The 14,908-nt window shown below is 74.0% G+C and carries 6 protein-coding genes; all 6 read right to left on the bottom strand.

The window, feature by feature from the left end; all coding sequences use genetic code 11:
- Positions 1-19 precede the first annotated feature (19 nt).
- Positions 20-1,894: a non-ribosomal peptide synthetase gene (locus tag AB0C59_RS20685; RefSeq protein WP_363006559.1), complete on the bottom strand. Its 1,875-nt coding sequence runs from the start codon at positions 1,892-1,894 to the stop codon at positions 20-22.
- A gap of 59 nt (positions 1,895-1,953) precedes the next feature.
- Complete coding sequence (locus AB0C59_RS20690) at positions 1,954-2,733, bottom strand: thioesterase domain-containing protein (RefSeq protein WP_363006561.1); 780 nt, start codon at positions 2,731-2,733, stop codon at positions 1,954-1,956.
- A gap of 107 nt (positions 2,734-2,840) precedes the next feature.
- The gene (locus tag AB0C59_RS20695; protein WP_363006563.1) at positions 2,841-4,148 is read right to left on the bottom strand and encodes a M18 family aminopeptidase; all 1,308 of its coding nucleotides are present in this window, start codon (positions 4,146-4,148) and stop codon (positions 2,841-2,843) included.
- Positions 4,145-9,964: a MupA/Atu3671 family FMN-dependent luciferase-like monooxygenase gene (locus AB0C59_RS20700; protein ID WP_363006565.1), complete on the bottom strand. Its 5,820-nt coding sequence runs from the start codon at positions 9,962-9,964 to the stop codon at positions 4,145-4,147. The genes AB0C59_RS20695 and AB0C59_RS20700 overlap by 4 nt, the downstream gene beginning before the upstream one ends.
- Positions 9,961-13,362 carry a beta-ketoacyl synthase N-terminal-like domain-containing protein gene (locus tag AB0C59_RS20705; RefSeq protein WP_363006567.1) on the bottom strand — a complete coding sequence of 1,134 codons (3,402 nt, stop codon included), beginning with the start codon at positions 13,360-13,362 and terminating at the stop codon, positions 9,961-9,963. The genes AB0C59_RS20700 and AB0C59_RS20705 overlap by 4 nt, the downstream gene beginning before the upstream one ends.
- The gene (locus AB0C59_RS20710) at positions 13,295-14,704 is read right to left on the bottom strand and encodes an MFS transporter (protein WP_363006569.1); all 1,410 of its coding nucleotides are present in this window, start codon (positions 14,702-14,704) and stop codon (positions 13,295-13,297) included. The genes AB0C59_RS20705 and AB0C59_RS20710 overlap by 68 nt, the downstream gene beginning before the upstream one ends.
- Positions 14,705-14,908 lie beyond the last annotated feature (204 nt).

Consider the following 14,908-nt stretch of genomic DNA (forward strand, 5'->3'; position numbering starts at 1 on the left):
CCGTCAATGCACTAGAACTCTAGTACGAGTGCGTCGCGTTGTCCGGCATATACGGAAACGGGTCGGCCCCGGGGGCCTGGTCCCCGATGCGGCGCAGCTCGGCGGCGAAGGCGGCCGCGGTCGGCTCCAGCAGCAGGGCGGCCAACGGGATCCGCAGTCCCAGCCGGGCGCGCAGCTCCTCCACGACACGGAGGACGTGGAAGGAGGTGCCGCCCAGGTCGAAGAAGTCGTCGGCGGCGGCGACGGCCGGCACGGCGAGCACCTCGCGCCACACCTGGGCGACCACGCCGTCCAGATCCGCGGGGCCGGCGGCGCGCTCCGGGCGTTCGACGGCCGGTTCCGCCGCTCGCTTGGCGGCCCAGTCCTCCAGCAGTCGGCGATCCAGCTTGCCGCCCTCCGTCAGGGGCAGCGCGTCGGCCACCTCGATGGCGGTGGGCACCAGGGAGCGGGGAAGCCAGGCGCGCAGCGCCTCCCGCACGGTGGAGACCAGCTCCTGCGGCCGGGTGCCCGGCTCCGCGACGAGGTACGCGGCGAGCTGCCGGTCCCTGCCCGCGCCGTGCGCCACGACCACCGCCCGCCGGACCCCGGGGACGCGGGAGGCGGTGACCTCGATCTCGCCGAGTTCGACCCGGACGCCCCGGATCTTCACCTGGTGGTCGGCGCGGCCCAGGAACTCCAGGTTGCCGCCGGGCCGGGCCCGCACCAGGTCGCCCGAGCGGTAGAGGCGGCCGCCGGGGCGCACCGCGGGTGACCTGACGAAGCGCTCGGCGGTGAGTTCGGGACGGTTCAGATAGCCGAGGGCCAGGCCGGCGCCGCCGATCCACAGCTCACCGGGCTCCCCCTCCGGCACCGGGGATCCGCTCTCGTCCAGGACCCACAGCTCGGTGTCCTCGACGGCCGAACCGATGAGCACCGTGTCCGGGTCGGGGTCGCGCGGGCAGACCCAGGCCGTGCAGTAGATGGTGCACTCGCTGGGGCCGTACAGGTTGGTGAGCGAGGCGGAGGAACGCGCGTGGAAGCGTGCGACCAGGTCCGGGCCGAGCTGCTCGCCCCCGGTGAGGACCTGGCGGAGCCCGTCGTAGCGCTCCGCCGGGTCTCCTGCCAGCAGGAAGAGGTCGAGCAGGGACACGGCGCAGGAGAACGTGGTGACCCGGTGGTCCCGGATCAGCGCCGCGAGATGGTCCACGTCGCGCCGGCGGCCCCGCTCCGGGAGGACGACCGTGGCACCGGCCAGCATCGGCCAGTAGGTCTCGACGAGGAACATGTCGAAGCCACAGGCCGTGTGATGGATCATCCGGTCGTGTTCGTCCATGCGGTGCGTGCTCTGCAGGGAGAGCAACCGGGAGACGAGGGCGCGGTGGCTGATCAGTGATGCCTTGGGGCGGCCGGTGGAGCCGGAGGTGTGGATGACGACGGCCGGGTCGTCGGCCGAGCCCGCGGCCACCTCGGCACCGTGGCCATGGTCGTGGTCGTGGTCGTGCCGTGCGCAGTCCTCGTCCGTGAGGACGGCCACCCCGGGCCGCAGGTCCGAGAAGCGGTCGCGCAGCGCGGAACTGGTCAGCACCGCCTTGGGAGCGCAGTCGTCCACGGTCCTGAGCGTCCGTCGCGGCGGCTCCTCGACGTCCAGTGCCGCGTGGGCGGCACCGGCGAACACCACGCCGAGCAGCGCCACGAGGAACTCCACCGACTGCTCCCGGTAGACCACGACACGGTCTCCGGCGCCCACGCCGCGCGCCCGCAGCGCGGCGGCGGTACGCAGCACCCGGTCCTTCAACTCGCCCATGGTGAGCACGGTTTCGCCGCACCTGAGCGCCACGAGCGCGGGGTCGCGATCCCAGCGCTCCAGCAGGAGCGCGTCGATGCGGTGTGCGGGGTCGGCCGGGGTGGCGCGCATGGGTGTGTCCTCGTGATCGGTACCGATGCGGTGATGTGTGACGTCTGATGCCTGATGTGTCAGCGCTGTTCCGCGGCGGACCCGAACTGGTCGAGGTTGCCCCTGAGGGCGTCCACCAGCAGCGCGGGGCTCTGCGTCAGCAGCATGTGGCCGCCCGGTACCCAGGCGGTGCGGATGTCCTCGCCGAACAGGGCCCAGTCGGCGACCCGTTCCTCGGGGCAGAGCGGGTCCTCGTCGCCGAAGACGGTGAGCAGCGGGCAGCGGAGCGGCGGGGTCGGGGCGCAGCGGTGGCCCTCGACCGCGCGGACGTCCGCGACGATGGGCGGCAGGGCCAGGGCGAGCATCTCCGGGTTTCCGGCCAGCGCCCGCGGCACCGCGTCCGCCCCGCCGTACTCCTGGAGGATCTGGAGGATCTCCGCGGTGTCGTCGGTGTCGCTCACCGAACGGCGGTCCGGGTCGGGCCGCTCCGTCATGGCCCACTGCGACACCACCATGAGCCCGGCGACCGTCGCGCCGCCCTCGCGTTCCAGGGTGCGCACGGCCTCCAGGGCGATGACGGCGCCGGAGCACGCGCCGAGCACGATCAGCGGAGCCGTGCCGGGCAGGGCGCGGGCCGTGGCGACGACGTCGTCCACCAGACCGGGCAGCGCGGGGACGCTCTCGCGCAGGCGCGACTCCCGCCCCGGCAGGCGGGCGGTCGCCACCAGCCAGCCGGCGGGGGCGTGTTCCGCGAAGGCCAGGCCGCTCGCCGCCCCCGCGCCCGCGTGCGGGACGATCAGGACGCGCAGCGCCGCTTCCCGCGGGTCTGCTCCGTTGAGGGTGAAGGTGGCGGTGGACACGTCGCGGTCTCTCCTGAGCCGGGTTCGCCGGTCGCCGGGCGGCATGGCCGCCGCCCGGCGGTGGTGGGGGCGTACGGGTGCGGGGGACGTACGGGGGTGGGACGGGTTCAGCCGGTGGTGACCAGTTCGGTCAGCGCCCGGGTCAGATGGCCCGGGTCGGCGGCCCCGGCCAGTTCACGAGCGGAGTGCATGGACAGCCCGGGCACTCCGACGTCGACCGTCGTCACGCCCAGGCGGGCCGCGGTGATGGGCCCGATGGAGGTGCCGCAGGGCATGGCGTTGTTGGACACGAACCGCTGCCAGGGCACCTCGGCCCGCTCGCACGCCGCGGCGAACGCGGCGAGGCCGGTGCCGTCGGTGGCATAGTGCTGGTTGACGTTGACCTTCACGACCGGTCCGCCGCCCGGCAGCGGATGGTTGTCCGGGTCGTGCCGTTCGCTGAAGTTGGGATGCACGGCGTGCGCCATGTCGGCCGACGCGCACAGCGCGCCCGCGAACGCCCGCGCGCAGTCCTCGCCGTCGCCCCCGCGCGCGGCGACCGAACGGCTGAGCACCCGCTCCAGAAGGGGGCTCTGCGCGCCGGTCTCGGAACCGCTGCCGACCTCCTCGTGGTCGAAGGCGGCGAGCACCGGGACGCGGAACCGTCCGTCGGGGGCGGTGTTCCTGGTCCAGTGGTCGGCGGCGGCCGTCAGCGCGGTGACGCCGGCGTGGACCGAGATCAGGTTGTCGAGGCGGGCGGACACCAGGAACTCCCGGTCGGCGCCCAGCAGGCCGGGCGGCTGGATGTCGTGCAGCATCAGGTCCCAGCCGATGATGCCCTCCGGCTCCACACCGGCGTGCTCCCCGATGCGGCGCAGCAGCGCGCCCTGCTCCGGCCTTCCCAGGGACCAGATGGGCTGGGTCTGACGCTGCGGGTCGAGCGCCAGACCCTCGTTGACGGAGCGGTCCAGGTGGATGGCCAGCTGCGGCACCCGGAACAGCGCTTCGTCGATCTTGACCAGGGTCGTGCCGCCGTCCCGCAGCGTGAGCCGGCCGGAGATGCCGAGGTCCCGGTCGAGCCAGGTGTTGAGCGGGACGCCGCCGTAGACCTCGACCGCGATCTGGCGCCATCCCGCCCTGCCGATGTCGGGGGTCGGCTTGACGCGGAGGTTGGGCGAGTCGGTGTGGGCGCCGACGATACGGAACGGCGCGTGGGGCGGGGCGCCTTCGGGGACGTACCAGGCGATCAGGGCGCCGCCGCGGACGACGAAGCTGCCTCCGGTGCGTCCCGTCCAGCGGGCGGACGCGCCGAGTTCGGTGAAGCCGGCCTTCTCCAGCCGTCGCGCGGCCTCGGCGACGACGTGGTAGGGCGAGGAGCCGTCCCTGAGGAAGGCGAGCAGGTCCTCGGTGTGGCTGCGGTCGATGGGGGGTGTCATTCGGCGTCCGCCTCCCGGGGCGTCGTGTGGGGGTTGATGAACGCTGTGAGCCGCTGGTCGGGCCGTGCGCACAGCTCCTCGAGGAGCGTGGTGTAGGAGGCGAGGATGTCCTCGGCGGACTCCCGCTCCCACAGGTCGGTCGAGTACTCCAGGAAGGTCCGGTAGCCGTGGTCGGCGTCCCGGCGCGGTGTGATGCCGAAGCACAGTTCCGCGCGAGCCACGGGTGGGGCCACGTCCTCGACCAGGGTCACCAGGCCGGGGAACTCGACCTCCGTGTCGGCGTAGTTCTGGAAGGCGAGCACGTGCGGCACGCGGTCGGGCACCTCGTCCGCGCCCGCGTCGCGCATGGCCCGCATGATGCGCGCGGTGGGCAGGACGTTCGCCATGGCGCCCAGCGCGCCCGCCGCGGTCCGCGCCACCAGGTCGGCGAAGGTGTCCTCGGCGTCCACCCGGACGCGGACCATCACGGCCGTGGACACCATCGCCACCAGCGACTCGGTGTGCGAGCCGTGCCGGTTGACGTAGGGGACGCTCAGCAGGACGTCCCGCTGGTCGCCGAGCCGGGCGAGGTGGACGCCGAGTGCCGCCGCCGCGACCGCGAACGGGGTCACACGCCTGTCGGCGGCCAGCTCCTCCACCGCGGCGCGGACCTCACCGGACATGACGCCGCGTACGGTGTCGCCGTCCCCGCTCAGCTTCCCGGGCCGCGGATGGTCCGTGGGGGTGTCGAGCCGGCAGGGGACGCCCTTCAGATAGGCGGCGCAGTGCGCGGCCCGTTCCGCCTCGGCCTTGTCGTCCCTGGTCGCCAGCTGGCGCCGGGCGTAGTCCGTGGCCTGCGAGGAGGGCGCGTCGAGGGCGGGTGGCCGCTTGGCCACGGCCGCCGTGTACAGGGCGGCGAGTTCGGACAGGAGGACCGAGCAGGCCCAGCCGTCGGCACTGATGTGGTGCAGTACGAACATCAGGACCCATGCGTCCTCGGCGAGCCGCAGCAGCCGCAACCGGGGAGTCGTCGGCGACGCCAGGTCGAACGGGGTCGAGGCCAGGTCGCGGCACAGTCGCTCGGCGCGCGCGGCCCGCTTCTCGGGGGCCAGGCGGGTCAGGTCGTCCAGCGGCATGCGCGGCGGTCGCGGGGCCACCACCTCCTGCCACCAACGGCCTTGCCCGTCCTGGGTGTAGCGGGTGCGCAGGGCGGTGTGCCGGGCCACCAGCGCGGTGAGCGCCGAGCGCAGCGCCTGCGGGTCCAGGGCGCCCTCGAACCGGATCCTGGTGGGGATGTTCCAGATCTGGGGCTGCGGGAAGGAGCGGTGGCCGGCGATCATCCGGTTCTGCTGGTCGCTGACCGGGGCCCGGTCGACCACGTCCCCGGCCTCCGGGGCCGCCAGGGATCGGGTCAGGGCGCGCAGGGTCGCGTCGGCGAAGAAGACGTCCAGCGCGACGTCGACGTCCAGCACGTCGCGCACCCGGTTGACGAGCCTGATGGCGGAGATCGAACTACCCCCGAGATCGAAGAAGTTGGCGTCGTCGTCCACTGTGTCGATCTGGAGGACGGACTTCCAGACGGCGCGCAGCTTCTCGGCCGGGGAGCCCGCGTCGGGGGTGAGGACGGGGACGGAGACGGGGACGGGGGCGGGGACGGAGGCGGAGGCGGGGATCGGGTGCGCGGCCGGAGGGCGGGCGGCGGCCGTCTCGCCGACGCGTCGCGCCTCGCCGCCGGCCATGGCGGCCAGGACGCGGTCGAGGTCGGCGAGGAGGTCCCGGACGGTGTCCGCGTCGAAGAGGTCCGTGTCGTAGCGGATCCGCAGCCGCAGGCCCCGCCCGCTCCGGATCGCCATCAGACCCATCTCCAGCGGCGCCGATTCGCTGCCCCCCTCGACCTCCTCGGCCCGCAGCCCCGGGAGCCGGATCCGGGCCAGCGGCGCGGTGTCGAGGTCCGCCGACACGGTGATCAGCGGCCGTGGGTGGCCCCGGTCGGGGTTGACGGCCGTCAACAGCGCGTCCAGATCGACGTGTTGGTGTTCCTCCGCCTCGAACAGCGCGTCGCGGGTGGCTCGTACGGCGTCGGCCAGAGGCGTGGTCCGCGTGAGCGAGACCCGCAGAGGGAGCAGCGCGACATGGAATCCGACGGTGTCGGCCGCCTCGGGCGTACGGCGTCCGAAGGTCGAGCCGATGACGAACTCGTCCTGGCCGCAGCGCTCGCGCAGCACCAGTTGCCAGGCGGTGAGCAGCGTGGCGAAGAGCGTCACACCGTGCCGGCCGCTCCACTCCTGGAGGGCGGCCGTACGGTCGCCGTCCAGGCGGATCTCCTCGGCCGAGCCGTTCCCGGCGACCGACCGGCCCCGGGGCCGGTCGGTGGGCAGGGCCGGCGCCGGAGGGAGCGGGGTGAGCCGGCGCAGCCACCAGTCCAGGTCGGCCGGGTCGCGGTGGGGCTCCGGGGCGCCGAGCGTGGTCCCGGCGGGTCTCGGGAAGCGCGCCGGGCGGCCTTCGACGGCGGCCGTGTACAGCTCCTGCAGGTCGGAGGCGATGATGCCCGCCGAGTGGGCGTCGGTGACGATGTGGTGCAGGCCGAGCGCCAGGACGTGGTCGTCGTCCGCGAGGGTCAGCAGCCGCGGCGTGCACAGGGGTCCCTCGGCCAGGTCGTAGGGCCGGCTGCTCTCCTCGCGCAGCAGCGCCGCGAGAGCCGCGTCCGGGTCCTGGCCCCGGGCGTCCGTGACCTGGAGGGGGATGATCATCCCGGTCCGTACGACCTGGCGGACCGTCCCGTCGGCGCCCCCACCGGTCCGGAACACCGTCCGCAGCCCCTCGTGCCGTTCCACCAGCCCGGCGACGGCGGTCCGCAGCGCGTTCCGGTCCAGCGGCCCGCGCAGCCGCACCGCCTGGATCTCGTTGTACGCGGCCCGGCCCGCCATCAGCCGGCTTGCCAGCCACAGCCGCCGCTGCGCGTCGGTCGCCGGCGCCTCCGCGTTCGGCCGGGGCCCGCCGTCCTCCGACTCCGGCTCCCGGGCCGGCCGGGTCCCGCCGCCCGACGGCGCCTCGGCCCGCTGGTGGCGGCGGCGCAGCGCGTCGAGGTGCTCCAGGCCGGTGCGCATCAGCTCGGCCGGCATGCCGAAGTCGACCAGCGCGGCGATCTCGTCCACCCCCGCCTCCCGCAGCGCCTCCACGACCGGCGAGCAGCTGTCCACCGTGCCGATCAGCGCCCGCCGGTCGCAGTAGCGGTCGTAGGCGCGCCGCAGGAGGTAGTCCAGGTCCTCGTCGCTCGCGGCGGCCACGTCCCGCGGATCGGCGCCGGGTGAGCCCGCCGCGGAACGCATCCGCAGGGAGGACCGCAGATAGCGGGTCATCGGCCCGAGTGCCTGGGCGCGAGCCGTCGCGTGGTCCTCGCCGAGGTAGGTGTGCAGCAGCACCGTCACCCGGCCGGTGTCGGGGTCGAGCCCGAACCGCTCCCGGGTCCGGCGGTAGTGCGCGATGTGGTCAGCGAGTTCCTCGACCGTCTGGTCCAGCAGGTTGGTGACGACGCCCAGTCCGCGCCGCGCCGCCTCCTCGTAGGAGTCGCGTCGCCCGCCGGTGGCCAGGAACATGGGGGGCATGGCCTGCACCGGGCGCGGGTGGACGCGTACGTCGGTCCGCCGGCCGTCCCCGGTCGTGCGCGTGAGGGTGCCGCCGCCCCACAGGGTGCGCAGGTCGTCCAGGTGGGCGAGGCCGATCTCCTTGCGGCGCTCGAAGCGGTCCGGGTGGAGGGCGAAGTCCTGTGCGTGCCAGCCCGTCGCGCAGCCGAGGCCGACCCGTCCACCGGAGAGGTTGTCGACGACCGACCACTCCTCCGCGACCCGGACGGGATCGTGCAGCGGCAGGACGACGGAACCCGCGTTGAGCCTGATCCGGTCGGTCTCCCGGGCCAGGGCGGACGCCAGCACGGAGGGGTTGGGGAACAGGCCCCCGAAGGAGTGGAAGTGGCGCTCGGGCAGCCAGAGGGAGCTGAAGCCGCGCTCGTCGGCGAAGCGCGCGGTCTCGATGATGCGGTCGTAGGCGCCGGCGGGCGTGTCGGCAGTCCTGGGCGTATCGGCCGCGTCGGGTGTATCGGCCGCGTCGGCTCGGTCGGCTATGTCGGTCGCATCCGGGTGGTCGCCGAAGAAGTACACGCCGAAGTCGAGTGCCCGGCGGGTCCGTGCGGACGTGCGCGTGCTCGTCGGGGCGGGGCGGGCCCGGGTGGTGGGGAAGAAGCCGCCCTCGCGCAGCGCGCGCAGCGAGTCCTTCACCGCGTCGAGGACCCGCTCGGCGTCGGAGTCGGTGTGCGCGGTGGACAGGTAGAAGCTGCGCCACTCCCAGACGTAGATGCCGCGCAACAACAGGTGCTGGTAGAGCAGTTCCATGTCAGCCCGGTGGACGAACCGGAACATGGAGCCGAAGTGGGCCACCTCCAGCGGGAATTCCTCGTTCCGGAAGAACGCGTCGAGGTGCGCCGCGAGCCGGTCCGTGCGGGCGTTCAGCCGCTCCTGGAGTGCGGGGCCCTCGGCGGTCAGGTGCGTGAGCACCGCCTTGGCCGCCGCCATGGACAGCGGGTGCTGCAGGTAGGTGCCGCCGTAGAAGGTGGTCTCGGCGCTCGGGCGGCTGTCGTCGCCGTAGCGCCAGAAGCCGCCGTCCACCCCGTCGAGGATGTCGGCGCGGCCCGCGATCGCGCCGATGGGATGCCCGCTGCCCAGGGCCTTGCCGTAGGTGGCCAGGTCGGGGACCACTCCGAAGTGGTGCTGGGCGCCGCGCGGATGGGGCCGCAGGCCCGTGAGCATCTCGTCGAAGAGCAGCACGATGCCCCGCCGCCGGGTGAGTTCACGCAGCGAGCGCAGGAACTCGATAGGGCGCAGGGCCGGGTTGCGGCACTGGACGGGTTCCACGAGTACGGCGGCGATGGTGTCGCCGAGCGCGTCGATCGTCTCCAGTGCCTGGTCGTCGCCGTACTCGAGGACCAGCAGCTCGGACACCGCGCTGTCCGGGATGCCGCGCGAGACCGGCACGGTGTGCCCGGCGGCCGGGCCCGGGCGGCCCAGGACGGAGTCGATGTGGCCGTGGTACGAGCCGCGGAAGACGACGACGCGGTCACGGCCGGTGGCGGCGCGGGCGAGCCGTATCGCGGCCGAGTTGGCCTCGGTTCCGGAGTTCGCGAACGCCACGCGCTCCATGCCGGTCAGCCCGGCCAGCAGTTCGGCGGCCTCGCCGGCCTCCACGGGCCGGGGTCCGAACCGCAGTCCGTGAGCGAGGTGTTCCCGTACGGCCTCGGTGACGAACTCCGGCTCGTGCCCGAACAGAAGGGCGCCGAAGCCCATGGTGATGTCCGTGTACACGTTGCCGTCCACGTCCGTCATCCGCGCACCGTGCGCCGACCGGGCCGCGAGCGGGTACAGCGTCTCCTTGATGGACCGCCGGAACCCGACGACCGCCCGACTGTCGGCGAGGACCGGCCGATGGCGTTGGGCCAGCTCCTTGGAGGTGCGGGTGCGTTCGGCCAGCCGGCGGGCGAGGATCGCGGCGTGGGCCCGCTGCGCGGCGGTGGCGGCGTCACCGGCCATCCCGGAGCCTTCGGGAGGAGGCACCCAGGGCCCGTGCGGGGCCGGTGCGCCGGGGGCGGCCGGACCTGGAGCGGACGGGGATGTCCGTGCCGGGTCCGGTGCCGGGGGCGCGGCCTCCACCGGGCCCGGCGCCAGTAGTGACGCCTGCGGCGGACCCGGCACCGGGGTCGGGGGTGCGAGGCGTCGTGCGGTCTCGGTGAGTTGCGCGGTGAGTTTCCTGGACAGTTCCGCGGCCTCGTCCGCCGCGCTGACGGTCATCGGGGCTGCCTGGCGGTGAGCAGGGTGACGGCTTCGGAGAGTTGGGCGAGCATCGCGGACTGGGTCTTCGCCAGCAGGTCGATCTGCCGGGCCAGTTCGGCGACCTCCTCGCGGGTGGCGTACTGGGGCCCGAGGGGCTCGTGGGATGCGGCGGGCTCGGCCTTGGCGTCGGCTCCGGCGCGCTCGGTGCCGGTGACCGGGGCGGCGGTGTCGGCGGCCACGGGGCGCGCGGGCCCCGGCGCCGGTGTGCCGGCGCGGGAGGCGATGAGGGCCGCCACCCCTTCGGGCGTGCCCGCCTCCTCCAGGACCTCCTGAACGGCCAGACGCACCCCGAACTCGCCCTCCAACTGCCGCAGCATTCCGATCAACTGGAGCGAGTCCGCCCCGAGCCCGACGAAGGTCCGCCCGGCGGCGACCTCGTCGGTGCGGTAGCCGAGATGCCGTGCGGTGAGCTCCAGTACCCGGTCGAGTACTGCCTGCTCGGTCATGCGGTCCTCCAGGGAAGCTGTGCGTCGGGGTGCGGGGCCCACGGGCGGGCCGGGTCGGGGGGCGGGGCCCACCCAGTGGGACCGGTGCTGGAACGGGTAGGTCGGCAACGGGATCCGCCGCCCGCCGCAGCCGTCGAGGAGGGCCGCCCAGTCGATGTCGACGCCCGCGCAGTGCAGTCCCGCCACGGCCGCCCACAGGCCGTCCAGGTCGGGGCCATGTCCCTGGGTCGGGACGCACGACGCGTCCGGCACGGCACGGTGGGCCAGGCCGGTCAGCGGTGCGCCGGGACCCAGTTCGAGCAGGGGTCCTCGGGGTGCCAGGGTGCGCAGGACGCCATGGAAGTCCACGGTCCGCCGGGCCTGCCGTACAAGGTGGTCGGCGTCGGGCAGCCAGCCCGGCGGACGGGCCCTGCCGTCGACGCCGCTGACGAACGTCACCTCCACCGGCCGTAGCTCGGCCCGCCCCGCGGCCTCGCGCAGACCGTCCAGCACCGGGTCCAGCAGCGCCGTGTGGAAGGCCCGGTCGACCGGGAGCGGCTCGCTCCTCTCGCCGTGCGCGACCAACCAGGCTCGGGCCGCCTCCACCGCACCGGGCGGGCCGGCCACCACATGGTTCAGGGGACCGTTGCACACCGCCAGCTCAAGGCGGCCGTACGCCGAGCCGTCCAGCGCGTCCAGCAGCTGCCGTACGCGCCCGTGGTCCGCGAGGACGGCGAGCATGGCGCCGGGTTCGGTGCCTTGCATCAGCAGACCCCTGCGGCACACCAGCCGCATGCCGTGCTCCGGCGACACGGCTCCGGCGACGCACAGCGCGGCGTACTCACCGACGCTGTGCCCGGCGACGGCGGAGGGCGTGACGCCGAGCGTGCGCCAGAGCCGGGCCTGCGCGACCTGCAGCGCGAAGAGCGCGGGCTGCGCGAAGGCGGTGTCCCATCGGCGCGGGCCCTCGCCACCGAGCAGCCGGTCCAGGAAGTGGTGCTCCCCGGTCTCCTCCCGGTGGACGCGGGCGCACTCGTGGAGCACTTCGGCGACCACCGGGAAGCGGTCGGCGAGTGCCCTGGCCATGCCGGGGCGTCCGCCGCCCTGGCCGCTGAAGAGGAAGGCGGCGGTGCCGGCCCGCTCGACCGTTCCGGTGCGGTACCCGGCGGGGGGCGGCATGCCGTCGGCCGGGCCGGCGCCCGGGCGGTTCCTGAGGAACGCGTCGAGTGCGCCGGCCCAGTCCTCGGGGGGCGCGGTCAGCACGAGCCGGTGCCGCAGTCGTCGCCGGCCGAGCGCGAGCGTGGTCAGCAGATCGGCCGGCGACAGCTCGGACGGCAACAGGTCGGAGAGCAGTGGACCGGGAGGCAACAGGCCGGAGGGCAGTGGACCGGGAGGCAGGGGATCGGCCGGTAGTGGACCGCGGCGGTCCGCCAGGGTGTCGCGGAGGGAACGGGCCAGTTGATCGAGCGCCCGGGGGCTCTGCGCGGACAGCGGCAGCAGGGCGGGCACGGGGGTGTTCGCGGTCCGTGCCGGGGCGGCGGCCGGTGCCTCCTCCAGGATCACGTGGGCGTTCGTGCCGCCCATCCCGATGGCGTGCACGCCCGCGCGGCGTGGCCCGTCCACCGTCCAGGACGCCGCCCGGGTCGGCAGGACGAACGGGCTCTCCGCCACGCCGAGCAGCGGGTTGGGGCGGCTGAAGTTGACCAGCGGGGGGATGACGCCGTGGCGCAGCACCAGAATCGCCTTGATCAGCCCGGCCAGGCCCGCCGCACTGTCGAGATGGCCGATCGCGGGCTTGGTGGAGCCGAGTGCGCAGAAGCTCCTGCGGTCGGTGTGGCGGCGGAACGCCTCGGTGAGCGCCCTGAATTCGATCGGATCGCCCTTGAACGTGCCGGTGCCGTGCGCCTCCAGATAGCCGATGGAGTCGGCCCGCACCCCGGCGTTCGCCAGCGCGCCGAGCACCGCGTCCCGCTGGCCGCGCACGCCGGGAGCCGCGAAACCCGCCCTGTCCGCACCGTCGTTGGTGACCGCGGAGCCCAGGAGCACGGCGTGCACCGTGTCGCCGTCGGCGAGTGCCTTCGCCAGCGGCTTGAGCAGGAGGGCGGCGACGCCGTTGCCGCCCACGGTGCCGTCCGCCGACGCGTCGAAGGCTCGTACCGTGCCGGTCGGGGAGAGGGTGGAGCCCGGCACATGGCGATGCCCGGTGATCTGCGGCAGGTGCAGGGCGGCCGACCCGACGACCATCAGGTCCGCGTCCCCGGCGTGCAGCGCCTGGCAGGCCAGGTGGACGGAGACCAGCGCGCTGGAGCAGGCGGTGGCGACCGTCATCGCGGGTCCGTCGAGGCCGAGTTTGAAGGCGGTCCGACCGGCGGCGAAGTCGGGGTAGTTGCCGATCTGGACCTGCTTGACGGCGGCCCAGTCCTCGAAGGGGGCGCCCGCGGCCCCGCCGTCCCCGGCCGCCGCGCCTTGGCCGATGTTGTGGGCGAGGTAGCTGTGCAGCGAGTACAGCCGGTAGCCGACGCTCGCGTACATCCCGATCCGCGCACCGGAGCCCGCGTGGCCGCCGTCCTCCAGCGCGTGGTGGCAGCACTCGAGGAGCAGCCGCTGCTGTGGATCGGTCAGTGCGGCCTCGCGGCCGCTCATCCCGAAGAACTCGGCGTCGAAACCGTCGATGCCGTCGGTGTCGTCCGTGCCGTGGGCGCCGTTGATGCCGTCGGCGCCGTCGAGCAGGGCGCCGGCCCCGACGAAGTCCGGGTCCCGGTAGTGGGCCTCGGGTACGCCCGCCGAGGCGAACTCCGCCTCGGTGAAGGCCCGTACATGGGACACGCCGTCCCGGATGTCCCGCCAGTACCGCTCCGGTGTGTCAGCCCCCGGAAATCTCAGCGCCATCCCGATGACGGCTGTCCGCCGGTCCCGGTCCTGGGCCTCCATCGCCTTCTCCCTTGTCGTGCTCCTCCGCCGCCTCCCCCGCCCGTGCCCCGCGCCGTCGCAGTACCTGGGCCACGAAGACCAGGGCGAGTGCGATGGCGGCGCCGTGGGCGACACCGACCACCGGAAGCGGTTCGAAGGTGTCGAGCGCGGCGGCCACGGCGATCATGCCGACGCCGAACCCGAGGTTCTCCACGGTGGCGGACAGCCCGAAGGCGTGCGTGCGCAGGGTGCTCGGCAGTGTCTGCAGATGCGAGCTGTACGACACCTCGGTGAGCCCGTCCGCCGCGCCCGCCAGCAGGGCGATCGGCACGGTCACGGCCCAGGGGAACCCCGCGAAGGCCAGGATGAAGGTGGCCGACATGGCGATGGTGCCCAGTCCGAAACCGAGGGCGCCGACCGACCCGCCCGTCCGCTTGACGACGCTCTGCACCACCTGTTGCACCAGGACGTTGCCGAGCGCCCAGACACACCAGAAGACGCTGACGAACACCGCCGGGTGGTGGGGGTCGAGCCGGGTCGAGTACACGGGCAGCGCGGCGTTGTGCGAGGAGGAGCCGAGGGCGTCGACGCCGCGCAGCGCGACCATCAGCCCCAGCACCGGGGCCGCGCCCAGGGCCCCGACGGCGGCCGGAAGCCGGCGGGCGCCGCGTCGCCCCTCCGGGCTCTTCTCCCCGCCGAGGTTCTTCTCCCCGTCCGCCCCCGTGTCGTTCCCGTCCGCCCCCGTGCCCTTCCCGTCGTCCTCGCGGACGGCGTCCCCGCCGGGTGCGAGGGTCGTCGGAAGCAGCGTGACGGTGACGGCGCAGACCAGGAAGGTGGCCATGTCGACCACGAACGCCGTGGTGTAGCCGAGCAGCGAGACCACCACGCCCGAGGAGGCGAACCCGGCGACCATGGCCAGCGAACGGCCGCTGACCATCAGCGAGTTGGCCCAGGTGTGCCGCCCCTCCCCCACGATGGACGGGATCGAGCTGCGCAGGGCGACCATGAACAGGGTGCCGGCGCCGCCGACCACCGCCGAGACCGTGCACAGCGCGGCCGTGTGCAGGCCGTCCGGTGCCAGCACGAGCAGCACCAGGGTCGCCGCCTGGGCCAGGTTCGCCCACAGCATGGCGCTCTTCGCGGACCATCGGGCGAGGACGGCGCCCGCGACCGAGCCGGTCACGAATCCCGCCGCGAGCCGTACCGCCATGAACACACCGACGGCCAGGGCCCGGTCCGTCACCGCGTACACGTAGAGGTTGAGGGCGACCAGGTTCAGAAAGGTGCCGTACGACGAGATCGCGTACCCGGTCACCAGGATCCGGTACCGGCGTAACCGGAGGTCGCTGTCACCTGACGACACGAAGGCACCCGTCGGGGGAAGTCGCCGCCAAGGCGGAGTCGGACATGGGACCGCTGCCTTTCGAACAGATGTTGTCCTTCTCGGTGACTATAGGCAGACGGACCGTCATCTCGCAGGTCCCGTAAGGATTTACGCCGGGAACGTGCGCGGTGCGCCGTCCGGCTCGGCCGTTCTGTCCGACGGGTCCCGAAAGGCCCGGTGACC

Origin of the sequence: Streptomyces sp. NPDC048664, from assembly GCF_040650555.1 — a bacterium.
Lineage (GTDB): Bacteria > Actinomycetota > Actinomycetes > Streptomycetales > Streptomycetaceae > Streptomyces.